This window comes from Mesorhizobium sp. M8A.F.Ca.ET.207.01.1.1 (assembly GCF_004794715.1).
GTDB lineage: Bacteria > Pseudomonadota > Alphaproteobacteria > Rhizobiales > Rhizobiaceae > Mesorhizobium.
Map to the genome: position 1 here is coordinate 1 of NZ_SRUS01000005.1, position 25,939 is coordinate 25,939.

At 57.3% G+C, this 25,939-nt stretch carries 22 protein-coding genes; 9 read left to right on the forward strand and 13 right to left on the reverse strand.

Going from position 1 to position 25,939, the window contains the following annotated elements; all coding sequences use genetic code 11:
* Together EN850_RS15530 and cysD are read right to left on the reverse strand one after the other, a co-directional pair.
* Positions 1-376, reverse strand: a 376-nt coding sequence (locus EN850_RS15530) for a GTP-binding protein (protein WP_246689224.1), incomplete at its 3' end; no start/stop codon positions are given.
* Between the two features lie 2 nt (positions 377-378).
* Entirely contained in the window at positions 379-1,284 is a 906-nt protein-coding gene (cysD, locus tag EN850_RS15535) for a sulfate adenylyltransferase subunit CysD (RefSeq protein WP_127279443.1), read from the reverse strand.
* 481 nt (positions 1,285-1,765) lie between these two features.
* On the opposite strand from cysD, the gene EN850_RS15540 reads away from it, so the two are divergent.
* Both EN850_RS15540 and EN850_RS15545 read left to right on the forward strand, forming a co-directional pair.
* Positions 1,766-3,067, forward strand: coding sequence for an O-antigen ligase (locus tag EN850_RS15540; protein ID WP_136091718.1), 1,302 nt, complete (start codon positions 1,766-1,768; stop codon positions 3,065-3,067).
* Positions 3,068-3,084: 17 nt separating this feature from the next.
* Positions 3,085-4,032, forward strand: a complete 948-nt coding sequence (locus EN850_RS15545) for an NAD-dependent epimerase/dehydratase family protein (RefSeq protein ID WP_136091719.1) — start codon at positions 3,085-3,087, stop codon at positions 4,030-4,032.
* A gap of 42 nt (positions 4,033-4,074) precedes the next feature.
* Here EN850_RS15545 and EN850_RS15550 read toward each other — a convergent pair whose 3' ends face one another.
* The 4 genes from EN850_RS15550 to EN850_RS15565 all read right to left on the reverse strand — a co-directional run bounded on the left by EN850_RS15550 (position 4,075) and on the right by EN850_RS15565 (position 10,171).
* Positions 4,075-4,614, reverse strand: a complete 540-nt coding sequence (locus EN850_RS15550) for a sugar transferase (RefSeq protein ID WP_127279446.1) — start codon at positions 4,612-4,614, stop codon at positions 4,075-4,077.
* A gap of 120 nt (positions 4,615-4,734) precedes the next feature.
* Complete coding sequence (locus EN850_RS15555; RefSeq protein ID WP_136091720.1) at positions 4,735-5,667, reverse strand: glycosyltransferase family 2 protein; 933 nt, start codon at positions 5,665-5,667, stop codon at positions 4,735-4,737.
* A gap of 105 nt (positions 5,668-5,772) precedes the next feature.
* Complete coding sequence (locus EN850_RS15560; protein ID WP_246689225.1) at positions 5,773-7,761, reverse strand: nucleoside-diphosphate sugar epimerase/dehydratase; 1,989 nt, start codon at positions 7,759-7,761, stop codon at positions 5,773-5,775.
* A 259-nt stretch (positions 7,762-8,020) separates the two neighbouring features.
* Positions 8,021-10,171 (reverse strand): rhamnan synthesis F family protein, encoded by a 2,151-nt coding sequence (locus tag EN850_RS15565; protein WP_189591123.1) that lies wholly within the window; start codon positions 10,169-10,171, stop codon positions 8,021-8,023.
* A 454-nt stretch (positions 10,172-10,625) separates the two neighbouring features.
* Between EN850_RS15565 and EN850_RS15570 the strand changes: the two genes are divergently transcribed.
* From EN850_RS15570 to EN850_RS15595, 6 genes are all read left to right on the forward strand, one after another.
* Complete coding sequence (locus tag EN850_RS15570) at positions 10,626-11,441, forward strand: ABC transporter permease (protein ID WP_245511816.1); 816 nt, start codon at positions 10,626-10,628, stop codon at positions 11,439-11,441.
* A gap of 4 nt (positions 11,442-11,445) precedes the next feature.
* Positions 11,446-12,189 (forward strand): ABC transporter ATP-binding protein, encoded by a 744-nt coding sequence (locus tag EN850_RS15575; protein WP_135929891.1) that lies wholly within the window; start codon positions 11,446-11,448, stop codon positions 12,187-12,189.
* A 104-nt stretch (positions 12,190-12,293) separates the two neighbouring features.
* Entirely contained in the window at positions 12,294-13,235 is a 942-nt protein-coding gene (locus EN850_RS15580; protein ID WP_189591126.1) for an NAD-dependent epimerase/dehydratase family protein, read from the forward strand.
* A 20-nt stretch (positions 13,236-13,255) separates the two neighbouring features.
* Positions 13,256-16,258: a glycosyltransferase gene (locus tag EN850_RS15585; RefSeq protein WP_189591128.1), complete on the forward strand. Its 3,003-nt coding sequence runs from the start codon at positions 13,256-13,258 to the stop codon at positions 16,256-16,258.
* 48 nt (positions 16,259-16,306) lie between these two features.
* Positions 16,307-17,671 carry a class I SAM-dependent methyltransferase gene (locus EN850_RS15590; protein ID WP_136091724.1) on the forward strand — a complete coding sequence of 455 codons (1,365 nt, stop codon included), beginning with the start codon at positions 16,307-16,309 and terminating at the stop codon, positions 17,669-17,671.
* A 181-nt stretch (positions 17,672-17,852) separates the two neighbouring features.
* The gene (locus EN850_RS15595) at positions 17,853-18,581 is read left to right on the forward strand and encodes a hypothetical protein (protein WP_135929863.1); all 729 of its coding nucleotides are present in this window, start codon (positions 17,853-17,855) and stop codon (positions 18,579-18,581) included.
* Between the two features lie 2 nt (positions 18,582-18,583).
* Here EN850_RS15595 and rfbD read toward each other — a convergent pair whose 3' ends face one another.
* The 7 genes from rfbD to EN850_RS15630 all read right to left on the reverse strand — a co-directional run bounded on the left by rfbD (position 18,584) and on the right by EN850_RS15630 (position 24,870).
* Positions 18,584-19,498, reverse strand: coding sequence for a dTDP-4-dehydrorhamnose reductase (rfbD, locus tag EN850_RS15600; RefSeq protein WP_136091725.1), 915 nt, complete (start codon positions 19,496-19,498; stop codon positions 18,584-18,586).
* On the reverse strand, positions 19,495-20,565 hold the full coding sequence (gene rfbB, locus EN850_RS15605; protein WP_135929890.1) for a dTDP-glucose 4,6-dehydratase: 1,071 nt from the start codon (positions 20,563-20,565) through the stop codon (positions 19,495-19,497). The genes rfbD and rfbB overlap by 4 nt, the downstream gene beginning before the upstream one ends.
* Before the next feature lie 29 nt (positions 20,566-20,594).
* Positions 20,595-21,149: a dTDP-4-dehydrorhamnose 3,5-epimerase gene (gene rfbC / locus EN850_RS15610; protein ID WP_127281044.1), complete on the reverse strand. Its 555-nt coding sequence runs from the start codon at positions 21,147-21,149 to the stop codon at positions 20,595-20,597.
* A 1-nt stretch (position 21,150) separates the two neighbouring features.
* On the reverse strand, positions 21,151-22,032 hold the full coding sequence (rfbA, locus tag EN850_RS15615) for a glucose-1-phosphate thymidylyltransferase RfbA (RefSeq protein ID WP_127873144.1): 882 nt from the start codon (positions 22,030-22,032) through the stop codon (positions 21,151-21,153).
* Positions 22,033-22,238: 206 nt separating this feature from the next.
* Positions 22,239-23,051: a class I SAM-dependent methyltransferase gene (locus tag EN850_RS15620; protein ID WP_136091726.1), complete on the reverse strand. Its 813-nt coding sequence runs from the start codon at positions 23,049-23,051 to the stop codon at positions 22,239-22,241.
* A 108-nt stretch (positions 23,052-23,159) separates the two neighbouring features.
* Complete coding sequence (locus tag EN850_RS15625) at positions 23,160-24,185, reverse strand: NAD-dependent epimerase (protein WP_136091727.1); 1,026 nt, start codon at positions 24,183-24,185, stop codon at positions 23,160-23,162.
* 94 nt (positions 24,186-24,279) lie between these two features.
* Entirely contained in the window at positions 24,280-24,870 is a 591-nt protein-coding gene (locus tag EN850_RS15630; protein WP_127281119.1) for a biotin transporter BioY, read from the reverse strand.
* A gap of 115 nt (positions 24,871-24,985) precedes the next feature.
* Between EN850_RS15630 and EN850_RS15635 the strand changes: the two genes are divergently transcribed.
* Positions 24,986-25,894, forward strand: coding sequence for an MBL fold metallo-hydrolase (locus EN850_RS15635; RefSeq protein WP_136091728.1), 909 nt, complete (start codon positions 24,986-24,988; stop codon positions 25,892-25,894).
* The last annotated feature ends 45 nt before the right edge of the window (positions 25,895-25,939 follow it).

The window sequence follows — 25,939 nt, forward strand, 5'->3', positions numbered from 1 at the left end:
TCGCCATGTTGCGGGTATATTGTTCGTGGCCGGGCGTGTCGGCGACGATGAACTTGCGCTTCGGCGTGGCGAAGAAGCGGTAGGCGACGTCGATTGTGATGCCTTGCTCGCGCTCGGCCTCGAGGCCATCAACCAGCAGCGCGAAGTCGATGTCGTCGCCCGTCGTGCCATGCTTTCGCGAATCGCGTTCGAGCGCGGCGAGTTGGTCCTCGAAAATCTGCTTGGTGTCGGACAAAAGCCGACCGATCAACGTCGACTTACCATCATCGACCGAACCGCAGGTCAGGAAGCGCAGCAGCGACTTCTTCTCTTGCGCCGCCAGATAGTCGCGGACGCCGTCCGTTGGAGCGAGGCTCTTTGCCATGATGTGGCGCATGGTCAGAAATACCCCTCGCGCTTCTTCTTCTCCATCGAACCGGCTTCATCGCGGTCGATCAGCCGACCCTGCCGTTCGGACGTGCGTGCCGTCAGCATCTCGCCAACGATGGCTTCGAGTGTGTCGGCGTCGGATTCGATGGCGCCGGTCAGCGGATAACAGCCAAGCGTACGGAACCGCACCAGGCGGTCCTCCACGACCTCGCCGGGGAGCAGCTTCATGCGATCATCGTCCTTGAGGATCAACATGCCATTGCGTTCGACGACCGGCCGCCGCTTGGCGAAATAGAGCGGCACGATCGGAATGTTTTCCTGCAAAATGTACTGCCAGATGTCGAGCTCGGTCCAATTCGACAAGGGGAAGACGCGGATCGATTCACCCTGCGCGATACGCGTGTTGAAAATCTTCCACATTTCGGGCCGCTGGTTCTTCGGATCCCACACATGCTGGGCATTGCGGAAGGAGAAGATGCGCTCCTTGGCGCGCGACTTTTCCTCGTCGCGACGGGCGCCGCCAAAGGCGGCATCGAAGCCGTATTTGTCGAGCGCCTGGCGCAACGCCACGGTCTTCATCACATGGGTGTGGGTGTTCGAACCGTGATCGAACGGATTGATGTTGTCGCGCACGCCGTCTTCGTTGACGTGAACCAGAAGGTCAAAACCCAGCTTCTGGGCCATCTGATCGCGAAATGCGATCATCTCGCGAAATTTCCAGGTGGTGTCGACGTGAAGAAAGGGGAATGGCGGCTTGGCCGGATAGAACGCCTTCATCGCCAGATGCATCAGCACCGACGAATCCTTGCCGACGGAATAAAGCATGACCGGCTTGGTGAAGGCAGCCGCGACCTCGCGGAATATGTGGATGGACTCGGCTTCAAGCCGCTGCAGATGCGTAAGCGCTGATATCATGGACCGTGAGCGTTCTTTCGTGCCTTGCAACAGAAGATCCTACGTCAAAACATCGAGCTTTTTACGCCCGGTTCAAGCTTCGCTTCTGGACAAAGTGTTTCGTGCGGGCGTTCTAGCAGATCGTAACGGCCCAGAACAATGCAGGAGGAGCCCGGCAGCGGTTCGTTCGGGAATGAATTTTCCATGCTTGTGGCAAAACCCGGAAATTTCTGCTTGTACGGCCTCCGGTCGGGAAAAGGCAGGAAAAATATTGCCTGTGAGAGAGTTGTGCGGGGACGCTGCAGGAGTCAACGGTCCCCAACTGCCGGATTTCGGCGGCGATCGATCCGGGCGCACTATCGAAACAGCGACCCAGCCGCTATACGCTTTTCGAGAGCGGGCAAGTGCGTGATGGAGCATGGGCAATTTCGAAGCGAGCACATTCGGTTTCACCAAACATGATGTGCCGCATAAAATTTCTCAAGAATAGCAGGTCCGAAAATTGAACCGGCTTTCATTCATAAGGCAGCAGTTCACGCCTTCGCGGATCAATATCTACTTCTCCATTCTCTGTTTCTTTTCTCCCCCGGTCCTGGGGTCGGTGGTCAGCTTCGTGTTCAATGGCGGTGGCCTGTGGTCCGTCCTGTTGATCGCCTTGAAGAGAAGACGCTTCAATGTCGACCGGGCGATGATGGCGCTGACGATCGCGATTTATGCCTATTGCGCAAGCAACGTCCTGGCGTCCCTCGTCAACCACGCGATCGTCACGGACGCGCGGCATCTTGTTCCGCTGATCACCTTTCTGTTTTTTCCCATCTCCTATTCGACCTGGAGCATTACGCAAAAGACAACGCTCGTCCGCATCATTGTGGTGGCCAGCATGGCTGCCTGTTTTGGAGCGCTGCTGCTGGCGGTCTATCAGCAATATCGGCTTGGCATACGCGCCGAGGGCGGGGCCGGGAATGCGATCGTGTTCGCTGAGGTCCTCTGTCTTGCAGTGGTGACCTGCGTGGCCGCTGCCCTGTCCGGCATAGAGAGATACAGGATCGCCCTTATCTGCGCTGCACTCGGCGGAACGATCGCGATCATCTACTCCGGTACCCGCATCGTCTGGCTGGCGCTGCTGATTACCGGTATCGCGGTTCTGCTGATCAACCAGCAGAAGCTGAGAGGGAGAAATGCCGTTCGCGTGCTTTTGCTGCTGGCCGCGCTCGCAGCCACGATCGCGGTTTTCGGGTCCCAGACGATAGCGGGGCGTGTCGCATTTCTGCACTCGGACTGGGATGCGCTGACCCATGGTGACCACACGACAGCTTTGGGATCGCGCGTCGCCCTTTGGGATATCGGGCTGAAGGCATTTCGGGAGATGCCATTTTTCGGACATGGCGTGGGTGCCACCCGGCTCTTGATCAAGCAGGGTTTTCAGGATCAGTTCGGGATGGATGAAGGTTTCAATCATTTCCACAACGGCTTCCTGACCGCCTTGGTGCAAGCGGGAATCCTGGGTGCGGTGACGCTGGCGGCGATCTTCGTGGTTGCCGCCAGAAATGCCGCCCGGGTCCTTCGCGACAGCGCCGATCCGGTCGAGCGGTTCGGCGCCACCATGATCGTCGCCCTCGTGATCACCTATCTGACCGCCGGAATGACGGGCATCCTGATCGGCCATGACATTCTGGACTCGGTTTTTATGATCTTCCTGGTGTCGGGAACATATCTTGCCTGTGGCCGCCAAGCTGCGTTGGTGGAAGACCAAGCCCTTCCACCAGCGGTGGAAAGCCTGGCCCCCCCGCCAGTCGTCCAGTAGCCGGTGCGGGCAAGGCAATGAAAGTCCTGGTCACGGGCGCGACGGGCTTCATCGGCCGCCAGGTGGTCCATCGGCTTCGTCAGGCCGGTGTCGAGCTTCGCCTCGCCTCCCGCCAGCCGGAGAGACTTGATGCGGGCTCCGACGCCATGCCGATGCCGGCGTTCGATGCACCTGCCCCGGCTTTCCTGGCGCTGACCAGGGATGTTACGGATATCGTCCATTGCGCGGGTCTGAACAATGACCAGGGCAACGCCACCGAAGGCGACTTTCTGGCAGCCAATGCGCAATTGAGCGCGCGCCTGGCGCATGCCGCCGCCGCGCAGGCAAGCGGACGGTTCATCCATCTTTCCTCGATCCGGGCCGTGATCGGTGCGCGTGCCAGCGCAACGATCGACGAAGACACAGTCCCCGAACCGCAGGACGCCTACGGGCGCTCGAAACGCGAAGCAGAAATTGCCGTATTGGGCGCCTATGCCTCGCACGGCCGTGCCGACGCCGCCATATTGCGGCTGCCTCCGGTCTACGGGAGCGGCATGAAAGGAAACCTGGCGACGCTGATGCGGCTCGCCGATACGGCTCTGCCAATGCCGACAGGCGCGCTGACGGCAAACCGCTCGCTGCTGTCATCGCAATCGGCGGCGGGGGCGGTGTGGCATCTGCTTTGCCATTCGCAGCCGCTTCGTCCGATCTATACCGCCAGCGACGTGCCGCCGGTTTCCGTCGCTGCCATCATCGGTGCCTTTCGCCGCGGTTTCGGCAGACCGAAGCGCCTGGTGACAATGCCGGCCGGACCGATGCGGGCGGCCGCCATACTGCTCGGCAAGCGGACGTTCTGGGACAGCCTGACCGCGACCCAGATATGCGACCCTTCGCTCCTTGCCTCGGAAGGCTGGGCGCCTGAAACCGAGACATTGGAGCGGCTGGCCGAGATGGCGCGGCTCCGAAGGCCCCGGCTTCCTGTCTGACCCTGATCCAAGGACCGGCCTCTGCTTCCGGAGCAGGCCTGCTCAGCCGCGATAGAGTGTCCCAAACAGGATGCGAAGGTCGAGCCAGAACGACGCGGTCCTGAGATAGATGGCATCGGTGTCGGCCAGAAGTCGCGGGTTCGACATGTCGATGCCCCTGATCTGGGCCAAGCCCGTCATTCCGGGCAGAGCCTGCAAAACCCCCAGCCGCCTGCGGCATTCGATCAGTTCCGTCTGGGTCGGCAGGCAGGGACGCGGCCCGACCAGGCTCATTTCGCCGCAAAGGACGTTCCAGAGCTGCGGCAATTCGTCGAGCTTGAATTTCCGCAAGCTCTTTCCAACCGATGTCACGGCGCTCGCGGGGGTTTCGTGCGAGGGCAAGGATGGCGTCCCCTGGTACATCGTCCTTAATTTGTGGCAGCGAAAAAGCGCGCCTTCGCGGCCAATCCGCGTTTGGGAAAAAATCACCGGACCGGGCGACGATGCGCGGACGGCAAGAATGGCGAGCAACAGGATGGGAGAGGTTGCCACCAGCAGCACAGCCGCACCGGCGAGATCGAAGATTTTCTTGGCTGTCGTCATGAGTGGCCGATGGGCTCCCTGCCAGGGCTTCACGCGGCAACCGCGAGCGAGCCCATCAATCCGGTCGACGTAGCATGAGGTCGCCTTGCTGACCAAGCGCGCCAAGCGGTCTCCCGATATTCAGATACGACCCAGCACAAAGGCGAGATAGAGCCCAAGGCTCCCGGCAAAAGTCTGTCGATAGACGCGGCTTTTGCGCAGCGCGCCCAGGCGTTGGAAAAGGCTACCTTGCCGACCGTTCGCGAACAGGTCGAGGCATGCCAGCGCGTCCTTCGTAAGGAGATCGCGATTGACGGCGAGGCCGGCAAGATTGAGATCGGTCCAGTCCGCGAACTGGCCCTTGAACAGGCGGCCGAGCCGCGAGATCCGTGCCCGCCACGATACATTGGCGCCGACCAGATTCGCCGCATGCTGGCGGTAGCGTACCAGTGGCCGCGGATCGTAGCGGACGACACCGCCGGCACCAGTGACAATCAGATAGGCCCACCAATCGTGGCTGACGAAGCCGGTCCCGGTGGAGGCCCTGGCCAACAGATCGCGCGCGGCGCGGTTGAGCAGGATGGTGTTGCCGCCGGCAATGCTCTGGACGAGCGCGTTGCGGAAGGACGGCGGACGGCTAAACAGCGGCGAATGGCCGACCAGGCTTCCGGTTTCGGTCATGGTCGCGGTTCGCGAGCAGGACATCAGCGGTTGCGCCGCGTCAAATGACTGCATCCAGCCAAGGGCGCTTTCCAGCCTGTCGGGCTCCCAGACATCGTCCTGGTCGCTGAAGGCGTAGCAATCCGCATCGATGCGCGGGTCGAGGATCATCGACCGGAAATTGGCGGCAAAGCCCTGCCGCGGCCCCTCCACCAGATTTATCCGGCCTTTTGTCCAACGAGGCTTCCAGGCTTCGATGATGGCAACTGTGCCATCGACGGAGCCGTCGTCGGATATCCAAAGGTCGATCAGAGGATGCGACTGCGCGAGCAGCGACCGCAGCTGCTCGTCGATGAAGGCGGCGCCATCCTTCGTGGCCATCAGGACGGCAATGCGCAGATCTGTCTTACTCACTGATGTCAAACGCCTTACCGCGCGAGGAAAACCGCAACGCACTTTTCCTGGAATTGCTCATGTTTGCCTTCACGCAATTCCGGACGGAAAACCGCTGGAATTGCTTTAGCTCGCCTGCCCGGCCGTCTTCGGGACCGCGTCGTGCTGCGCGTTCGCCCTTGTCTTCGTCGTGCGGTCGAGATCGGCCAGGATGGTGAGCGAGGCCGCCTTGTCCTGGCTCTTCATGGATTGCTGCAGCGCTGCAAGCGCTGCCTGGACATCCGACCACTGCGCGACATCGGTGCTCAGGCCAAAAATCTTGGCGATGCTGAGCTCGACCAGTTCCTCGTCTTCGCCGTGAAGGGTCTCGTGCAGCTTTTCACCCGGCCGGATGCCCGTGAAGCGGATCGGGATGTCCGTATAGGGGCTTTTTCCCGCCATGCGGATCATCGTTTCGGCCACTTCGAGGATCGGCACGGGCTTGCCCATGTCGAGCATGTAGACGGCGTAGTCCTGGCCGGCCGGCCGCGACGCGGCATCGGCGGCCGACATGATGACGAGATCGACGGCCTCGGCGACCGTCATGAAATAGCGCGTCATGCGCCGGTCGGTTATGGTGACCGGCCCGCCGGCCTCGATCTGGGCCTGGAATATGGTCGCCACCGAGCCATTGCTGCCGAAGACGTTGCCGAAGCGCACCGCGATGAACTTGGTGGCGGGGCGGCGCCCGCCCGGTTCGCCGGCCGGTGTCCCATGCAAGGCGCTGACGATCTGTTCGGCGGCTCGCTTGGTCATGCCAAGCACGGACGTCGGATCGACGGCCTTGTCGCTCGAGACCATGACGAATTGCGCCACGCCGCACCTGGCGGCGACTTCGGCGCAGACAAGCGTGCCGAAGACATTGGTCTGGATAGCCGATTCCCAGTTCTCCTCCAGCAGCGGAACATGCTTCAACGCGGCGGCATGGAAGAGGATGTCGGGTTTGAACTCGGTGACGACACGCGTCATCTGACGCCGGTCCGCGACATCGACGATGCGGACCTTGAGGCGGTCATGGTGCTTCTCGTCGATATACTGGCTCAACTGGAAGATGCCGAATTCGGAATTGTCGGCGACCAGCACGGCGTCGGCCCCAAGCTCCAGCGACCGCTTGACCAGCGTTCGGCCGATGGAGCCGGCGCCTCCCGTGACCAGGACGCGCTTGCCGCCGACGAAGGCGCCGATGCGCTCGATGTCGGACGCCACCGTCGGGCGGCGCAGGATCGTCTCCATCTCGACGGCGTCGAGAACGAGCTTTCCCTCCTGGCCCAGCTGCGAAAGCCCCGCGAACTGCACGACCCCGATGTCGCCGTGACGCGCGACGCGGACAAGCTCCGAATATTCCTCGATCTCATGCTCGGCGCCGCTGCCGAAGATCAGGAGATCGAGGCTCTTGGTGCCGGTCGCATAATCCTCCAGCACATCGATCAGGCGCGGCCGGGTCGCCACCACGGGAACCCCTTGAATGCGCGTGCCGAGCGGTGCGCCGTGCTCGGTGGCCATGATGCCGACGATGGAATGGTCGGCGGGCTGCGCCGTGCGCGTGAAACGAATGATCAGGTCGGCCTCGCTCAGCCGCCCGACGAACAGGGCCTGTTTGGCGCGCGCCGTGTCGGCCTTGCCGTTCAGGACGCCCCAGCTCGCGCCGTCGCGCAGGAAGCGGTAGAACAGCCGGGGCGCCGAGATGATGGTGAAGGAGACGAGCAGGAAGACGATGAACTGGCGCTCGTTGAGGCCCGCGACAGGCTGGAAGAAGCGCACGACCAGCGAGACGGCGTAAAGCACGAATGTGAGGATCGCGCAGCTCTTCAGGATGTTGAAGAAATCAGGCGTCGAGGCGAAGCGCCAGACCGTGGTGTAGAGGCCGCAATATCTGAACAGAAGATGGCTGATGAGAACGATGCCGGCCCAGGTGACAAGGCCCTCAGTGGAGAGCGCCCCGAACGAAAGATCCGACCGCGACAGGACAAGGCTGAGCGCCACGGCGACCAGGACCATGACCACGTCCTGAACCATGATGAAGGCGCGCCGCACCTGTGGCCTGAGCCCGAACACAGTTTCCAGGGAAGTATTCATTAGGCAGTACTAAACTCCAGGCTGTCGGCATGACCACCAGCAAAGTGTGAGCACGAGAATCATTCGCGACCGTCACACTTACAAGTAGCATCTCCGGCCCCCGCCTGCTGTATCGCATACTGCGGGCCGCGGGCCATAGCCAGATGTTTTTTTGGGGGGGAGAGTCGTCACCAAGCCCTTTGGCATCTGGTGCCGATGTCCACTAGACGATCTGCGTAGGTTCACGTAGCTGCTGTTAATTTCCTAGTGGAATCACCAGCTACCCTGCAGTTCCATCCTTAAGAAGCGCTGCAATCTTCCTAGGATCATATTTTGTTCCAACGAATGGAAGCTCACGGATTTCGGTTTGCGCCATCGTGATACCAACGTTTTCTTCTGCCATCGATACGGCCTGTCCCACGGCCCTGGCAACGGAGTCCGGCGTAACAAAGTCAAGGCTCAGTAGATTACCGCTTCGGTCGGAAATCCTCTTTGTGTCATAGTTGTTCGATACAGTAATTAAGCCGGCGTGAGCCATCTCTAACGGCGGATAGCTGGGATGTGGCGAAATCATCAGAGATACTCCAACGCTTGCACGGCTTAGGTATTCTGCATACGCTTCAAGCGAAACTTTCCCAGGAACAGCACCATTCTGCACCGGCCACATCTTGCTTTCGTCAAAGTCCTCCCCCAAGAACACGACTCGCCATTTGCTCGCCTCGATCGGATTTCTTTGCTGCCACAGAGAAAGCCCATCTACAATTATTTCGAAGCAATTTCTGGCCGCTGCCGGCCTACCGTAACAGAGAATGATCCTCTCCTTCGGGACCATCCTTATCCTATTCCTAATCGTATCGTTTACGCGAAACGGAACCACGATTTGATCGGCGCGACCAAATCTATGATTTATAAATGAGGAAAGCTCTTCCGAATTGACAAGAGGGATGACACTTTCGTCCAGGTCATAAGTCGATTCGGCAATCGCCCAACGTGAGGACCACTGCACAAAATTCGACTCGTAATCCTGCATGAAGTATAGTGCCCTAGCTCGTCGCCCAAAAGCCTTCTTCTGGAACCGCGCAATGGACGAGGTTCTTAGATATTCGGACCACCAAGCAGTCGACATGTAGAAGTCATCTTTACGGACGTCCAGCCGGCGCCTTCGATCGAATGCCTCAAAAATAACAGCGGGGCCATCGCTCGAATTTAACGCGTATTCTCGGAGTCCATGTAGGTGGCCCTCTTCCACGGGCGAATCGAGGACGATAATTCTCTTATCGAAGTCGACCAACTCAAGACAAATCTCATCGAATATTTTTATGGCTGTCGATATTCCTCCAAAAATGTGCCGGGGATCTATCGTGGGCAGCAGCAAGTTGATTCTCGGCTTGAGCTTATTGGACTTCGATATCCTTAGTGGGCGGAGTTCGCCATATTGTCGGCCCATTAAGAGATCTGATCGTCCTGGCTCTTCAAAAAGGGGCAGGTATACCTTTTCTACGATGCTGGGATCTTCAGCCTTTTCGACCTTGAGAAGCGCTCCCGACCGAGCTGAACCAACTCCAACACCGGTCTGTACTTTGAACCAATGAAACCCAGCGCATTCTGCAAAATGCAAATAGCTGCGTTCTATCGCATGCGCCAATGTACCGTCTACCTGCCCAGCCTCGCTTGGGAAGTCTTCGAATGTCAGGCCCAGATCGAGGAGCGGCGCCAAAGCCGCAGACCGACCCCAGAACATAGAGCCTGAAGGAAATTCCAGGACGCTATCTTTGCTGAGCTCCCAATGGGCCCGCCCCAGAAGAGCCTTTGCCGTTTCAAAATCAAACCCCCAATTGAGCATTTCACGTATCGGATAAAAATGCTGAGGGTATACCACGCCAAGTTTCTCGTCGGATGCGAAAAGTAGTAGAATAGATCTAACTATCTCCTTAGATCCAATAAGATTTTGAATCAAATATTCACGCCACCCATCTAATGACGACAGATGCGGAGATTTCTTCGTGTGCAAATGAAGGAATAATTCATGCTTTTTGTATACGTCGCTGAACCCAACAATCTTCGGCGCAATGTCCCGGCCTCTGTTTTCAAAAACGCGGACCTCCGCGCCTCCAATTCCACACTCTGTACAGATGCCCTGTATCGATTTTCGTTTTTCATCATCTGTTGTTGACACATAAAGACGAAACCCTGATTCGATATTTTTAAGCTGCAGCAGAATTTCTTTAAAAACATCTGTATAATATACATGAACAATTACCGCGATATCGTTCTGCACCACTGCGTTAGGGGCGACCGGCAACGGTATCTGAAGGGCAATATCGCTCTCTGGCAAAGGGCGCCGGGCGCTCACGGCGCCGTCATTGCTGAAAAAGGAAAACGAGGAGGTGCGAGAACGCCTTTCCGCGAGAAAGCGACGCGTCTTCACCACGGCGGACCGCACCCCTTCAGTCCTAACGACAAAGACACCGTGCCTTACCAATGAGAGCGCTCTGCGCATTTTTGTACCTTCTCATGGAGGTTAACCTGGATGTCGCGTGGATAGTCCTTCACGACGGCATGGGCCAACTAAGCACTCGGCTAGCGTGCAATTGATGGCGCGACGCCGCTCCAGTCGGCCTCACCGATCCCCGATGACAGCCAACGCAGCCGACAAAATCGCTTTGCCATACAGTTTCGCTGCCGAATGCAGCATTCCATCCGCAAGATCAAGGGCCGACATGGGATTTACGGGTTGATCACCACCGAAACCGCAGCATGTTGCCGTAATCGCCGCGCGTGCGGCGCAGTGCACATTGGTCGCGGGGTCTAGCTGGCGGTTTGGCTTCCTAATCCTGGTCAAATGATCTATTCGCTGCTCGCTGAACATCGAAATGAGGACTCCCTTGGTTCGAGCGACCAAAATCAAGTCAACGACCCAAAATGCACTGCGTGACATTGCCGAAGCGCTGGAAAAGCATCATCTTGCCACGACATTCGCATGGCAGGATATAGCCCAGCGCTACCGTAGATCACGTGTTGGGGCCTTTTGGCTGACGATCAACATGGGTGTGCTGATTGGCGCTTTGGGCGTTGTGTTTGGAACCCTGTTTAGAACGCCTATGCAGGAGTACCTCCCGTTCATCTGCAGCGGAATGATCGCATGGGGGTTCATCTCCTCCTGCCTGAATGAGGGTTGCACGAGTTTCATTAGCGCCGAGGGAATCATTCTCCAGGTGCGAATGCCATTGTTCACACACGTGTTAAGAACGATGTTGAGGAATGCGATCATTTTCGCTCACAATCTGCTCATTTTCCCTGTTCTGATTGTCCTTGTAGGAGCGCCAGTTTCTGCAGCCATTCCGCTGGCCGTTCCGGGGTTTCTTTTGGTCGTACTCAATCTGCTGTGGATGATGTTAATTCTTGGCCTTGTGTGCGCAAGATATCGCGACCTTACTCAGGTATTGCAAAATCTTTTACAGGTTCTGTTCTACGTTACGCCAATTATGTGGCAGCCGAAAACCCTTCCGGAAGGTGCCTCTCGTTATCTATTCGATCTCAACCCATTTTACCATTTGATGACGATCGTGCGCGAACCGTTGCTAGGCCAGGAGCCAGCGGCATTGAGCTGGGGGGTTGCCCTTGTCATGTCGGCGCTTGGTTGGATTTTTGCCATCTGGTTTTTTGATCGGTATCGTCGACGCGTTCCCTATTGGCTTTGAAAAAATGTCTCACGTCTGTCTCAACAACGTCTCCGTTGCATTTCCCGTCTACAATGCGGCGAGTCGATCTTTCAAAAACCGCGTCCTGAGCGTTGCAACGGGGGGAGCCATCGAGCGCCATCACGACGGAAACATCGTCGTGAAGGGTTTGGAGAACATCAATCTCGAGATCAAAGAAGGGGAGCGAGTCGGTCTCATTGGACACAATGGCTCGGGTAAAACCACGCTGCTGCGTGTCCTTTCCGGAATTTATTCGCCGACCTCTGGGAACGCCGCCGTTGACGGCGAGTGCGTGTCGCTCATCAATATCAGTCTTGGCATAGACCCCGAGGCGACCGGTCGGGAAAACATTCGCTTGCGCGCCGCGATGATGGGACTCACCCCATCTGAATTGCGAGAAAGGTTGGATGAAATAACTGAGTTTTCCGGGCTTGGGGATTTTCTCGATATGCCTTTCCGTACATACTCATCTGGCATGCAACTGAGATTGGCGTTCGCAACCTCAACCTCGATTCGGCCGGAGATTCTCATCATGGATGAGTGGCTTTCGACCGGCGATGAAGACTTTAAGGAGCGCGCTAATCGCCGATTGCGAGAGATTGTAAGTTCGACAAAGATTCTGGTTCTGGCGAGTCATTCCAGAGAATTGCTGCTCCAGAACTGCAGTCGGATTGTTTGGCTGGAGCATGGCAGAATTCGGCTGGATGGAGCAGCTCAAGATGTTGCGACACAATACTTCGGAAACTGAGCAGATATCGAACGCGAGAATCTTACCTAGACACTACATTACCCCAGCACGATCAGTAGTTCTATGTACAAGCTATCCGTAGGAAACTAAATGGAAATAGATCAGTGACGTCTTTTGTAAACGGAAAGGTTTGCGCGGTTGTTGGCGCAGGCGGATTTCTCGGCACTAATCTTTGCCTAAGACTCAACGAACTGGGTGCTAAGGTACGAGCCATTGGCCGCAGGGCAGCTTTTCCTAAGGCACTGGAACAGGTGGAGTGGCGTCAGGGCGATATTTCTGATCAGTCCGTCCTTGCTAACACCTTATTTGACGTTGACGTCGTTTTTCACTTGGCAAATTCAAATACTCCGCATGCGTCCAATTTTAATAAGACAATAGACGTAAAGACAAGTCTTTTACCTACACTGAATCTGCTTGAGCAATGTAAAGAATTCAATATTGGAAGAATTATATTCGCTTCGTCTGGCGGCACCGTGTATGGTCTTCCATTAACGCTTCCAATGGCTGAAGATCACCCGGAGAACCCGATAACGTCCTACGGGATCAACAAACTTGCGTCCGAAAAATACTTTTCTCTATATGAGCGTCTCCATCAAGTGGACTATCGGATAGCGCGGTTGGCAAATCCTTTTGGCCCATTCCAAACCGCCGAAAAGAACCAAGGTGTCATCGCCGCATTCGCAAAGAAAATGCTGCTGGACGAGACAATTGAAATTTGGGGGGACGGAAATGTTGTTCGTGATTTCCTCTATGTCTCGGATGCTATCGAAGCGATGATTCTGCTCGCTGGGCACACGGGCGGCGATCGCATCTTCAATATAGGATCCGGCTTGGGGCACAGCTTGAAAGACGTACTTCAAGCGCTAGAAACGAATATAGGAAAGACGCCACAGGTGCAATATCGTCCAGGCCGGGTTGATGATGCGCCCGCTGTGGTTCTCGATATCTCTAGAGCACAGACGATTCTACGATGGCGTCCTGAAGTGGACTTTCAGGAAGGCGTTGGGCACACCGTCGAATGGCTAACTAAAGACCTTGAAATCTGATGCGTGGCTTGAAGAACTCGATGAATAAGTTGTTCAATTTTTCTAATCGCGACATTGAAGTCGCTCCATTCGTCGGGGACGATATTACTCCAGATGTTACTATTGCCACGCTCGGTGCGAATTTTGGCTGCCATTCCGCAGCTCGACGCGTCTGCGAAATTTTTGGCGACACAGCTAAGTCAACCGTGATTTGGCAAGCTGATGTGTACCATCACGCGCGGCGGCTAGCTGAAGCGCATAATATTTCGAATATTATCGACATTGGATGCGGAAATGGAGATAAGCTAGCTCATTATTTTCCAAGGGAGTCGTTTAATACGATCGGCGTTGATTTTCTCAGTTCACTGTTAGTCGCGAAAGGGAGGCACCTGGATCGCAGGTGGGTCGAGTGCGATATCACCCAATACACAGACATACGCCAAGTTTTCGAATCGCTTTCGGAACATCTACCCGCGGTCATCATCTTGAGTGACGTAATCGAGCATCTTGTGGATGTGAGACCTTTGGTTAGTGGAATGCGAACCTTGATGCGGCGCAATGAGCGAAGCCGCTTGGTTGTGTCGACGCCAGACCGATCAAGATTGGAAAAAACCGAAATCGAAGACCTGCCGAACAACCGCGCTCACGTAAGAGAATGGAATCTGGAGGAGCTTATCGCGTTTTTCATTTCTGCCGGTTTTTGTGTTGATCGCTGTGGCTGGACAAGAATGAACCAGTTTGACGAGTCGTTCTCTACGTCATATCTAGAGCTTTCATTTTCGACCACGCATTATCTTGACTGGCTCCTTGATGCTGGGTTGATCTATCACAAGCGCGAACCGCACCACATACTTATAACGTCGGAATTTCAGGGAGTTGGTGCTTCGGGCGGAATAGGCACGGTTGTCGAACAACAGCGACAGGCGTATGGGCCCGAAACTACCTTAGTAGTCTACGTGGGCCCACATACCCCGTTGCACAGCTTACATCGCAGAAAGCAGCTGACTACTCCGAGGCACCTATTTGCCGACGACTCCACTTTAAGACTGCCTACAGAAGATTTGGCTCTTGAGGCCATCCAACAACTGTTATTCTTCTTTCCTGACTTAGAGACTGTTCAGTATCAGGAATATCAGGGAATCGGCCTTCGGGTTGCCCAAGCGGGGCGGGCCGCGCTCTTCCCACCACAATTGAGAACGGTCGTCCATTGCCACGGAGCGGTGCACTATCTTGAGAATGGAATGCAGACGTGGATCGGAGCTTCGGCCGATCTCAGTGCGGTTCGTGAGAAGATAGCGATAGAATATTCCGACACGATCGTTTTCCCCAGCAAATTCCTGAAAAGGCTATACGAAGAGGCTGGGATAGCGTCCTTGCATCAGGACATCCGAGTGATTGGATATCCCTATAGCTTTTCGGCTGTCGACCATAGCGTGATCGGCTCAGTTGATAAGCTCGTATTCGTCGGCAAACGGATAAGCATGAAAGGCTTTCACCTTTTCTTGCAGACGATTGTTTCGTCGTCTGCTGAGCTTCTCGAAGCGGGAGTGAGATCTATCGTGATCATCGGCCCGAAGGCTGGAGAAGAAGGGCTGGCGTCACCCTTACTGGATCAGGTTCGAGCGCACTTTTTCGTGGATGAACATACCGATTTTCATCGTGACGATTTGCTTTTGTTCGCGAATGAACACGCTCGAAGTGCGCTGTTCGTCCTACCTTACCTAGCCGACAATCAACCACTTACGGTATTTGACATAATTGATGCTGGAGCGCTGCCGATATTGATGGATGCAGGCGGAGTTCCAGAGATGCTTCCGCATCAATGGGCAGCGCATGTCCTTTCCAAACCTACCTCAGAGGCGCTCAGCCACCGAATTCTTCATGTTGTTAATACCACGTCCAAGAAAAGAACGACACTTGCGCAGAGATTAAAGGCCGGCGTTATCCAGCATCAAGCGGATGTTAGACGTTCTCTGTCGGACGTATGCCGGCCGAAGAGTAAGGGAACACAAGGGAGCCAAGGACTGTTAACGACTACCGTGGTGATTCCATATTTCAATACCGACATTCAGTACATTAAAGATTTAACCTGGTCGCTTGAGAACCAGAGCCTGCCGCCAGATAAGGTGATTTTTGTCGATGACTGTTCCGACAAAAGCAATTACGAGGCACTGTTGGCATTTCTCAAAAAAGAGGTCAAACTTGATTGGTCAATTATTAGGCACAAGACAAATAAAGGATTGGCCGGAGCTAGGAATTCTGCCCTTGCGGCAGCCAATACGGCTTTGTTAATTAATGTCGATTCAGACGATATTCCTTTGAATAACTTTATCAGGGACTTGGCCGACTGTTTTAATAACAATCCTAACGCTGCAGCTGCTGTTCCTTTCTTGCAGGCCTTTGAAGATGGAACGAAGTTTGAGCTCCAACGATCAGAGAGTTACGTCTACCGGCCGCTCGGAGACGGCCTTATTGCAGCCCTAACGGACAATATTCTTGGCCATGCCAACTCTGGATTCCGCGTCGACCGGATCAGAGCGATGGGTGGCTGGGATGACACGGATAAGTCAAAATATGAAGACTGGGCGCTTTATATGCGGCTGATCTCGAGTGGGGAGCAGATCGCGATTGTTCCGCGCGTTGGCTGCCTATACAGGATTCGCAGCTCATCGATGGTCAGAACCTATGCAACGTGGCCTGGGCTTCGCCGTATTGCCCGTAATATTCAGGGCATCCCGCGATTCGACGCCTTTCGTATTGAAGCCCAAGCGTACGGCTACCTTAACGAAAGAAATCAACGAGAAGCTCTCAGTTCGGAGCTCAACTCTCTTAACGCACAAGTTGCCGCCCTGAACCAGGAGCGCGACTTCCTGCTTGGCACACTGGCGGCTCATCGTACGAGGAGAGCCGTCCGGATCACAGACGCTGTCGCACTGAGAATCGGCCGGTTTCCGATGCTTTCCAAGGCCATTCTGGGTGGTTTTAGGATCGCGTGTAGCATTGGAGCAAAGTGTCTGCGCGCGACAGACAGGCGCAGGCGTTGAGTCGTTATAGGGCCAGTGTCTGACGGATATTAATCGAGAAGATTGTCTATGTATAAGTTGTTTGACCAGTCACAGTTCTTTCGCGGCTCGAAGTGGGACTTCGATATAGCTCGCGCGAACAAAACCGCTTTGGAGAAATACCAGTCATTTTATTCTGCTATGGAACTCTCAGGCTTGCCGCCATATGATCTGGATCGCATAACCACTGCGATTTTTTACTTGCGCACGATGCTCATCCGGCATGGAATGACCGGCCAAGATAAAACCGCCGTTGAGATTGGCTGCGGCACTGGCAATAAATCTCTATCTATCAACGATCTATTCGGGCGATATATTGGTATCGATCTTCTAAAAGATCAGATACACGAGGCAAATCGGCGGGCAAGAAGTCTACGACAAGAGAATTTGTTTTTTGTGGCCGAGAATGCAGTTCGGGTCCTAAAAAATCCAAGTGCGTTTGGAATTCCCGATGAAATCGACTTGTTGGTTCTATATGCGGTCATTGAGCACTTGACCCCTACCGAACGCGCGGACGTCCTTGCTTTGGCCGACGATGTCATTGGACGCGGCGGCCACGTATTGATCATGGAATCGCCCAATAGATTACTGCCATTTGACTCCCATACGACCGAAGCACATTTTTTTAATTGGTTACCTGATAGATTGGCGTTTGAATTCGCGAAGACAGAAGCAAAACGAAGCGAGATCGTTGCCGAGTTTGACAGTTGGTCCGGGGAACGATCAACGGAGCAACTTTACCGGATCGGACGCGGCGTCAGCTTCCATGACCTAGAGCAGGTATTTTCGTCGGACCTGGTTGATTATAGCTTTCCGATGCATTCGTTTTGCTGCGAAACACTTAATATGGAACCGATTCAGCACCAAGAGATAAATCTGCTAGGCTATCTGTCACGCAACGTTCCAGGGAAGCCTAATGCTAGCTTTGCAAGAGCATGGATTGACACGATCATAGGTGGACATGGGTCGGAAACATCAGACGTTCGATATCTATCGCCTTTTTGGCCTCTATGGCTGGTCCATGAGGAGCCCCCGATCTTTTGGCAATCTCCTTCAAAAACACTTTCAAGCCAGTCTGCCCAGTGGGAAGCCGAACCGAATATTGAAGGCGCTTCCGAAATCGCCTTCTGCTTCACAGGCGAAACAGCGGAGATTGCCATAGAGATCAAGGATTGTACGTCAGACCGGTTTGAGCTTGTAAATTTGACCAAGGCAAGACCGACGCGTTGGCACAATTCGTTTTCCGTCGCCTACAAAGTGGACAAGCCACTCACACACATCCGGGTTCGCTGCCTGAGTGGATCGGTTCAGTTTAACGGCGCCTTCGTCTCAGTGAAAAGCCAGAGACCCACTCGTCGACGTCCTCCCGCATTTAGACATTCTGAAAGCCGGTGATGAGTAACGCGTTAAGCGCACCCCAACGCTTACCTACTCCGGCCGTCGAACGGACATAGCCAGATATTGGAACTCTTCAGTTGAGCGCAGGTTTGAAATTATTAGAGGCAACGACGCAAACAGCGTCCTAGGATACCAGCTCTGAATATGGTAGCCTAATTGGCTTGGAACGAAAGACAAAATGCGGGACAGATTCTTCATCCTTTTCGAAGCTAGGAGCGGATCATCGCACTTGGTTTCTCTGCTCAATTCGTCACCGAACGTGATCTGTTATTCGGAGATATTTGCAGGCCAGTCACTCGACGTATGTGATCAGCTGCTTCATGCGCTAGAAGCCGAAGCCCCGCTCCACAATCTAAATCCTTGGGTTTTGGATGACTATGGATCTGTGGATCCAGAAAAGGAGGCGATGTGCGTTGGTTTCAAGGCCAAACCTTACGATCTGCCCAGCAGCCGGACGCTGGACAAGCTTGAAGAGATGGGATTTAAGCTAATTCTTTTGACCAGAAGAAATATCATCAAGCAAGCAGTGTCCCGATCGACAGGGCTTAAGCTTTGGAACAAGATCGGCCTCTATAACGCTCCCGTAGGCGGAGATACGATCTCTTCGATTACCATTGACCCTTTGGAAATAATTGAAATTGCAGAGATATGCGACGAGGTCAGGACTAACCTATTATCCACCCTAGATCGCTGGAAGAATCAGACCCTACAAATAGAGTACGAAGACCTTCTATATAGGGAAGATTTTGTCTTAAAAAACTTAGCGCGCTTCTTATCGATTCCAGAGTTCCAATCATTCAGCAAGACAACGAAGAATACTCTGGATGACCTTTCAATGGCCCTGGATAACTACGATGAACTTGTGAAGGTTCTGAAAAACCACAAGTTTGAGATGTATTTAAAGTAGCTTTAAATACCAAAAACCGACCTTGATGCGCTATCTGGCTCGCAAATGTTGCACACCACCTCTTCCGCCGACTGCCGCCAGTCCGGCGCCGTCCATGCAAAAACGCCCGCGAATTTCGCGCTCGATAGCCGGGAATTGGCGGGGCGGCGCGCCTTGGTCGGGTAGTCCATCGTCGTGATATCCCGTACCCGCGCCCAGGGACCACCAGACTTCAGGCTTGTGTCGAGGATATGACGGGCAAAGCCGCTCCAGTTGGTCTCGCCCGTGCCGGCCAGATGATAGGTGCCGAACGCGGCGACGTCGTTGTTGCGGTGCAGCGTGGTGGCCGCATGCAGGATCGCGTCGGCGATGTCGAGCGCGGATGTGGGATTTCCCCATTGATCTGATACCACCGGAATCTCGTCGCGGTCGGCGGCGAGCCTCAGCATGGTTTTCACGAAATTTTTTCCGAACGGGCTGTAGACCCAGGCGGTGCGCAGGATCATGTGGCGTGGATTGGCAGCGGCCACCGCCTGCTCGCCGGCGAGCTTGGAGGCGCCGTAGACACCGAGCGGCGCCGTCGGGTCGGTCTCGACATAGGCGTGGGGAGCGCTGCCGTCGAAGACATAGTCGGTCGAAAGATGGATGATTGGAATACCAAGCCGCGCCGCGGCCTCGGCCACCTTGCCGGCGCCGGTCGCGTTCACCGCAAAGGCCAGATCGGGCTCGTCCTCGGCCTGGTCGACGGCCGTGTAAGCGGCGGCCGACACGACGATGTCAGGCTTGGCGGCGGTGATGGCATCGATGACGGTGTCGGGTCTTGCCAGGTCGAGCTCCGGGCGGCCGATGGCGACGACCTCGACGCCCGCGCGCGCCTGGCCGGCCTCGAGCAGGCTCGCCGCGACCTGGCCGTCGCGTCCGGTGACGAGGAGCCTCACGCGCCCACCTTGCGCGCTTCGCCCAGTCTTTCGCCGGCATAGCGCTGCTCGCGGATCGGTCCCCACCACCATTTGTTGTCGAGGAACCAATCCACGGTCCTGGCAAGGCCGCTGTCGAAATTCTCCCTGGGCGTCCAGCCGAGTTCGCGGCTTATCTTGGTGGCATCGATGGCGTAGCGGCGGTCGTGGCCGGGACGGTCGGTGACGAAGGAGATCAGCTCGCGATAGCGCCTGCCGCCGGCGCGCGGACGCCTGGTGTCGAGCAGGTCGCAGATCGTCTCGACGACGGCGAGGTTGGTGCGTTCCGAATTGCCGCCGACATTGTAGCTCTCGCCCGGATGCCCCTTCGTGGCGACGAGTTCCAGGGCGCGCGCGTGATCCTCGACGAACAGCCAGTCGCGCACATTGGCGCCAGCGCCGTAGACCGGCAGCGGCTTTTCATCGAGCGCGTTGAGGATGACGAGCGGGATCAGCTTCTCGGGGAAATGATAGGGGCCGTAATTGTTCGAACAGTTGGAAAGCACGACCGGCAGGCCGTAGGTCTCGTGCCAGGCGCGCACCAGATGGTCAGAAGCCGCTTTCGAGGCGGAATAGGGCGAGGACGGCGCATAGGGCGTCTCCTCGACGAACATGCCGCCGTCGAAAGGCAGATCGCCGAACACCTCGTCGGTGGAGACGTGATGGAAGCGGAAGCGGCTTTTCCTGTCGTCGGACAGGCCGCGCCAGTATTCGAGCGCGGCGTTGAGGATCTTGTAGGTGCCGACGATGTTGGTCTCGATGAAGGCGCCCGGCCCATCGATCGAGCGGTCGACATGGCTCTCGGCGGCAAGGTTCATGACGATGTCGATATCGTCGCGGCGCAGTATGTCGAGCACCGCCCTTTCGTCACAGATATCGGCCTGGGCGAAGCTGTAATTGTGGGCATTCTCGATCGGCCGCAGCGAGGCCAGGTTGCCCGCATAGGTGAGCTTGTCGAGATTGGTCACCCGGTAGGCCGGATTGGCGCACAGATGCCGGCATACCGCCGAACCGATGAAGCCGGCACCGCCCGTCACCAGAAAATTCATCCCGCCGTCCTTATGCACCACATGCTCCATCAGGCGAACACCTCGGCCGTAGCCAGCGTCGGCGCCTTGAGGTCCTTGTCCGAAAGCTGGAACCCGTCGGCCAGCGACGGCCATTCTATGCCGATGGCCGGATCGTCGAAACGGATCGACCGATCATGCTCGGGCGAATAGGTGTCGGTCACCTTGTACAGCACCTCGGTGTCGGGCACGAGCGTGACGAAGCCATGCGCGAAGCCCTTCGGCACCAGGATCTGGTTGCCTTTTTCGGCCGACACTTCGAGGGCGACCCATTTTCCGAAGGTTTTCGAGGCGCGGCGGATATCGACAGCGATGTCGAGAATGCTGCCGCGGATGACCCGCAGCAGCTTGTCCTGGGCACGCGGCGCAAGCTGGTAGTGAAGCCCGCGCAGGACGCCCGGGGCAGCGGAATAGGAATGGTTGTCCTGCACGAAAGTCAGGTCGATGCCGGCCTGCGAAAAGCGCTCGGCATTGTAGGTTTCCATGAAGAAACCGCGTGCGTCACCATGGCGCTTCGGGACGATTTCCAGCACCCCGTCGATGCCCAGGGATCTCACCTCCAGCATCTTAACCCTCCGAAAGATCGACGACGCGCCGGCGCAGATAGGCGGCGTACTCGTTCTTTCCCAGCCGGCTTGCGCGCTCCAGCACCATGTCCGCCGTCAGCCATCCCTGTTCGAAGGCGATTTCCTCCGGACAGGCGACCTTGATGCCCTGGCGATGCTCGATCGTGCGCACGAAGGACGAGGCTTCGTGCAGGCTGTCATGCGTACCGGTGTCGAGCCAGGCATAGCCGCGTCCCAGCCGGTGAACATGGAGCTGGCCGCGCTCGAGATAGACATTGTTGACCGCCGTGATCTCGATCTCGCCACGCGCCGAAGGACGGATGGTCGGGGCGATGTCGACGACGTCATTGTCGTAGAAATAGAGACCGGTGACGGCCCAGTTGGACTTCGGCTTTTGCGGCTTTTCCTCGATCGTCAGCGCGGTTCCGGTCGCTTTATCGAAAGACACCACGCCATAGCGTTCGGGATCCTCGACATGGTAGGCGAACACCGAGGCACCCCTCTGGCGCGATGCCGCGACGCGGCAAAGCTGCGATAGCCCGTCGCCAAAATAGATGTTGTCGCCCAGGATCATCGACACGCTGTCCTTGCCGATGAAATCGCGGCCGATGATGAAGGCTTCCGCGAGTCCATTGGGCTGCGGCTGCTCGGCGTAAGACAGGGCCAGCCCGAACTCCGACCCGTCGCCGAGCAAACCACGAAAAGCCGGCAGATCACGGGGCGTCGAAATGATCAGAATCTCTCGTATTCCCGCGAGCATCAGCACGCTCAGCGGATAATAGATCATCGGCTTGTCGTAAATGGGAAGAATTTGCTTAGAGACTGCTAATGTTAGTGGATAAAGACGCGTTCCACTGCCTCCAGCAAGGATAATTCCTTTCAAGAAGCTCTCCTCGACATGCCAAAGCCCCCCGGCCCTGTGTGCCTGTGCTTAGGTTTCATGCATTGGCTTGTCAATGCGGCACACGACAAACGCGTTGGCCATGGTGGATACCCGGTCATCGAGGCCGAGGCCCTGACCGCGGATCGCACTTTCGGTCTTGTCGAGGACGGGGCAGCGGCCATTGCGCAGGGTGGACGTTCCAACATTCAGGCCGCGGCCATGATCACATGTGCCTGGATTTTGGCGGCAACTTCGCCGCTGCCATGTCTGTCGGCAATGGCTGATGCCGCGTAGTCGGTCGCGGCGTCCAGTTTTCCAGCGTCCCTGGCCTCGATTTCGGTGCGAAGGACGGTGCCCTGACAATAAGCGACGGCCGGAAGCCGTGGCGAGGATGCGCGGCTTTGCTCGGCTCTGGTCTCGATCGCGACATCGGAGAAACCCGCGTCCTCCAGGTCGCGACGGATCAGCGCCTTGTCGTGATAGCCGTGCGGCGTGCGTGCCAGGAAGCGCGGCGGATCGTCGGGAAAAATCCGCGCGAGGGCATTGGTCACGTCATCGGCGAACACATTCTCCTCGATGCGATCCCATACGTTGAACAGGAACCGGCCTCCCGGCCTCAGGACCCGCCTAGCTTCGCGGTAGGCGGAGGCGCGGTTTGGAAAGAACATCGCACCGAACTGACAACAGACGAGATCGAAGGCCGCATCCTCGAACGGCAGCGCCATCGCATCCGCCTGGCGCCATGTGATGCGGCTGTCGGGTGTCTGTCGCGAGGCGGCGTAGTCGAGCATCGGCTGGTTCAGGTCGGTCACGACATAGCTTGCGCCAGGGGCCAGTCTTGGCGCCAATGCGCGGGTGACGACCCCGGTGCCGGCGGCGATTTCCAGGACAGCCCCCGGCGACAGGGCCGCGGCTCGGCGCGCGATATCCGCGGCGAACGGCTCGAAAATCAAAGGCACCATGTAACGGTCGTAGTTTTCAGGAATCGAGCCGGCGAACAGTTTGTCCGTTTCCAACATGGCAATCCCCACCGTCTGATGACTTGGGGAGACTAGCACATATTTTTGTTCCTGGTCTTTTTCGACCGAGAGCAGGTCTTTACGTGGCCAAGAACGCGTTCATCACGCTCAACGCGGCCCAAAATAACCCAGGTACCACTCGACGAACCGCCCTACCCCCTCCGTGACGGAGGTCCGGGGGCGGTAGCCGACCGCCGCTTGCAGTGCCGAAGTGTCGGCGAAGGTGTCGGGCACGTCGCCGGCCTGCAGCGGCAGGAGTTCGATCACGGCCTTGCGGCCAAGCGCGTTTTCCAGCGCCTCGACATAGGCGGTCAGCTTCACCGGATTGTTGTTGCCGATGTTGAAGATGCGCCAGGGCGCGCTGCTGGTCGCCGAATCCGGATGGCTGGAATCCCAGGCCGGGTTGGCCGCGGCGGGGCTGTCGCTGGCGCGGATCACGCCTTCGGCGATGTCCTCGACATAGGTGAAGTCGCGCGTGTGGTTGCCGTTGTTGAACAGCTTGATCGGCTCGCCGGCCAGGATGCTCCTGGTGAACAGGAACAGCGCCATGTCCGGGCGCCCCCAGGGACCGTACACGGTGAAGAAACGCAGCCCCGTGGTGGGCAGGCCGAACAGATGGCTGTAGCTGTGCGCCATCAGTTCGTTGGCGCGCTTGGTGGCGGCGTAGAACTGCAAGGGATGGTCGGCCGGGCGATGCTCGGAAAACGGCATGTCGGTGTTGGCGCCATAGACACTGGAGGTGCTGGCATAGGTCAGGTGCCCGACACGGCTGCCGCGGCAGGCCTCGAGCATGTTGGTGAAAGCAACGATGTTGCTTTCGACATAGGCGTGGGGGTTTTCCAGGCTGTAGCGCACGCCTGCCTGCGCGGCCAGGTGGATCACCCGGTCGAAGGCGTGGTCGGCAAAGCAGCCGTCGACCACGCTGCGGTCGGCGAGATTGCCATGGATCAAATGATAGCCGGCATTGGTGCCGCGACCCGCCTCGGCCAGCAGCCGCAGCCGCGCCTCCTTGATCTCAGGGTCGTAGTAGTCGTTGATGCTGTCGATGCCGACAACCTCGTCACCGCGCTCCAGGAGCCGCCTGGAGACATGATAGCCTATGAACCCGGCAGCGCCGGTGACCAGAACCTTCATCAGAAACGCCCGTCCGTGACATGGCTGGGAAACAGGCCCGGCTCATCGCAGGCCAAGCTCCGGCCCGAAGTGATCCGGGCCGGATGTTCTCAAATCAGGAGCGCTTCAGCAATGACCAGACGGCCGGCACGAGGCTGGCCGCGAGAGCTACCTTGATCAGGTCGCCGACGATGAACGGCACGACGCCGAACTGCCAGGATTTTTCCGGGCCGATGAGCAGCGCCAGCCAGGCAAAACCCATTGCCATCATCACCACTTCGGCAACCAGCATGGCGTTGAAGAGCTTGATCGGATGACGGTCCCAGCCGCGGTCGGCGGCCCAGCCGACAATCGCCGCCATGACCACGAAGCCGGCGAGATAGCCGCCGGTCGAACCGAGCATATAGGCGATGCCGACGCCTTTTTCCGGCGTGCCCTGGAAGACCGGGAAGCCCATCGCGCCTTCCGCCATGTAGAGCAGCAAAGTGGCGACGCCGAGCCGCATGCCGAAGGCGGCGGCGATCAGGAAGACGGCGAGCGTCTGCATCGAGATATCGACAGGCCCGAGCACTACCCTGGTCTTGGCCGAAAGGGTCAACAGCAGTGTCCCGGCAATCGCCAGAAAAAACTGCGTCGCCAGCCGCGCGGCACCATCTTGCGGCAAGGCCAGAAAAACAAGCGGGCGCGTCGTCGTTGCGGTTGTCATGATCTTCCCCAATTCAATCTTGCCGCGAACCAGAAATCGCGGTCTTGCGTTTTCCTATATTGGCTTGCGTGCTATGCGGCAATCGGTTTTGCCGTTCCGGGAACAATGTGCCGACATGGCTCTCAAATTCGATGCCAGCTTCGACCCCGCTTATGGCCAAGGCGTAAGCGTGGCCCCCGACGTGCAACGTGTCACCGCCCGCAATCCCAGTCCCTTCACCTTTCATGGCACCAACAGCTATGTCGTGGGACGTGACACGCTGGCGGTGATCGATCCCGGACCGGATGACGAGGGGCATCTGCGGACCTTGCTCGACGTGATCGCCGGACGGCCGGTCAGCCACATTTTCGTCAGCCACACGCATCGCGACCATTCCCCGCTGGCGGCCCGGTTGAAGGAGGGCACCGGCGCCCAGGTGCTGGCGGAGGGACCGCACCGGCCGGCGAGACCCTTGCATATCGGCGAAACCAATGCGCTCGACGCCAGCGCCGACACCGCTTTCATCCCCGACATCGCGTTGCCGGACGGCGAACTGGTCAGCGGCGACGGCTGGACGATCCGAACGGTGCTGACGCCCGGCCACACCGCCAATCACGCGGCATTCGCGCTGGAAGGCACCGGAATCCTGTTTTCAGCCGATCATGTCATGAGCTGGGCAACCTCCATCGTCGCGCCGCCGGACGGGGCAATGGCCGATTACATGGCATCGCTCGACCGGCTGATCGAGCGCGGCGATCGCCTGCTGCTGCCTGGCCATGGCGGACCAGTGACTGCGCCGCGCGCTTACATGCGCGGACTGAAGACGCATCGCAAGATGCGCGAACGGGCCATACTGGAGCGGATCAGAGCCGGCGACAGGACAATCCCCGACATGGTCAGGGCGATCTACAGGGATACCGATCCACGGCTGCACGGCGCCGCCGGCCTGTCGGTGCTTGCCCATCTGGAGGATTTGGTGGCGCGCGGCGTCGTGGCGACAAACGCCGCCCCAGCCATAGATGGCATTTTCACGCCGGTCCGATAGGCCTGCCCCCAAGCGTTCACCCTACCGTCGTCGCAGACGCGAATT

Excerpts from the sequence above, each read along its gene's own strand:
- cysD (WP_127279443.1), bottom strand. The coding sequence starts at position 1,284 with ATGATATCAGCGCTTACGCATCTGCAGCGGCTTGAAGCCGAGTCCATC.
- EN850_RS15545 (WP_136091719.1), top strand. The coding sequence starts at position 3,085 with ATGAAAGTCCTGGTCACGGGCGCGACGGGCTTCATCGGCCGCCAGGTG.
- EN850_RS15550 (WP_127279446.1), bottom strand. The coding sequence starts at position 4,614 with ATGACGACAGCCAAGAAAATCTTCGATCTCGCCGGTGCGGCTGTGCTG.
- EN850_RS15560 (WP_246689225.1), bottom strand. The coding sequence starts at position 7,761 with ATGAATACTTCCCTGGAAACTGTGTTCGGGCTCAGGCCACAGGTGCGG.
- EN850_RS15575 (WP_135929891.1), top strand. The coding sequence starts at position 11,446 with ATGTCTCACGTCTGTCTCAACAACGTCTCCGTTGCATTTCCCGTCTAC.
- EN850_RS15585 (WP_189591128.1), top strand. The coding sequence starts at position 13,256 with ATGAATAAGTTGTTCAATTTTTCTAATCGCGACATTGAAGTCGCTCCA.
- EN850_RS15590 (WP_136091724.1), top strand. The coding sequence starts at position 16,307 with ATGTATAAGTTGTTTGACCAGTCACAGTTCTTTCGCGGCTCGAAGTGG.
- EN850_RS15595 (WP_135929863.1), top strand. The coding sequence starts at position 17,853 with ATGCGGGACAGATTCTTCATCCTTTTCGAAGCTAGGAGCGGATCATCG.
- rfbB (WP_135929890.1), bottom strand. The coding sequence starts at position 20,565 with ATGAATTTTCTGGTGACGGGCGGTGCCGGCTTCATCGGTTCGGCGGTA.
- rfbC (WP_127281044.1), bottom strand. The coding sequence starts at position 21,149 with ATGCTGGAGGTGAGATCCCTGGGCATCGACGGGGTGCTGGAAATCGTC.
- EN850_RS15620 (WP_136091726.1), bottom strand. The coding sequence starts at position 23,051 with ATGTTGGAAACGGACAAACTGTTCGCCGGCTCGATTCCTGAAAACTAC.
- EN850_RS15625 (WP_136091727.1), bottom strand. The coding sequence starts at position 24,185 with ATGAAGGTTCTGGTCACCGGCGCTGCCGGGTTCATAGGCTATCATGTC.
- EN850_RS15630 (WP_127281119.1), bottom strand. The coding sequence starts at position 24,870 with ATGACAACCGCAACGACGACGCGCCCGCTTGTTTTTCTGGCCTTGCCG.
- EN850_RS15635 (WP_136091728.1), top strand. The coding sequence starts at position 24,986 with ATGGCTCTCAAATTCGATGCCAGCTTCGACCCCGCTTATGGCCAAGGC.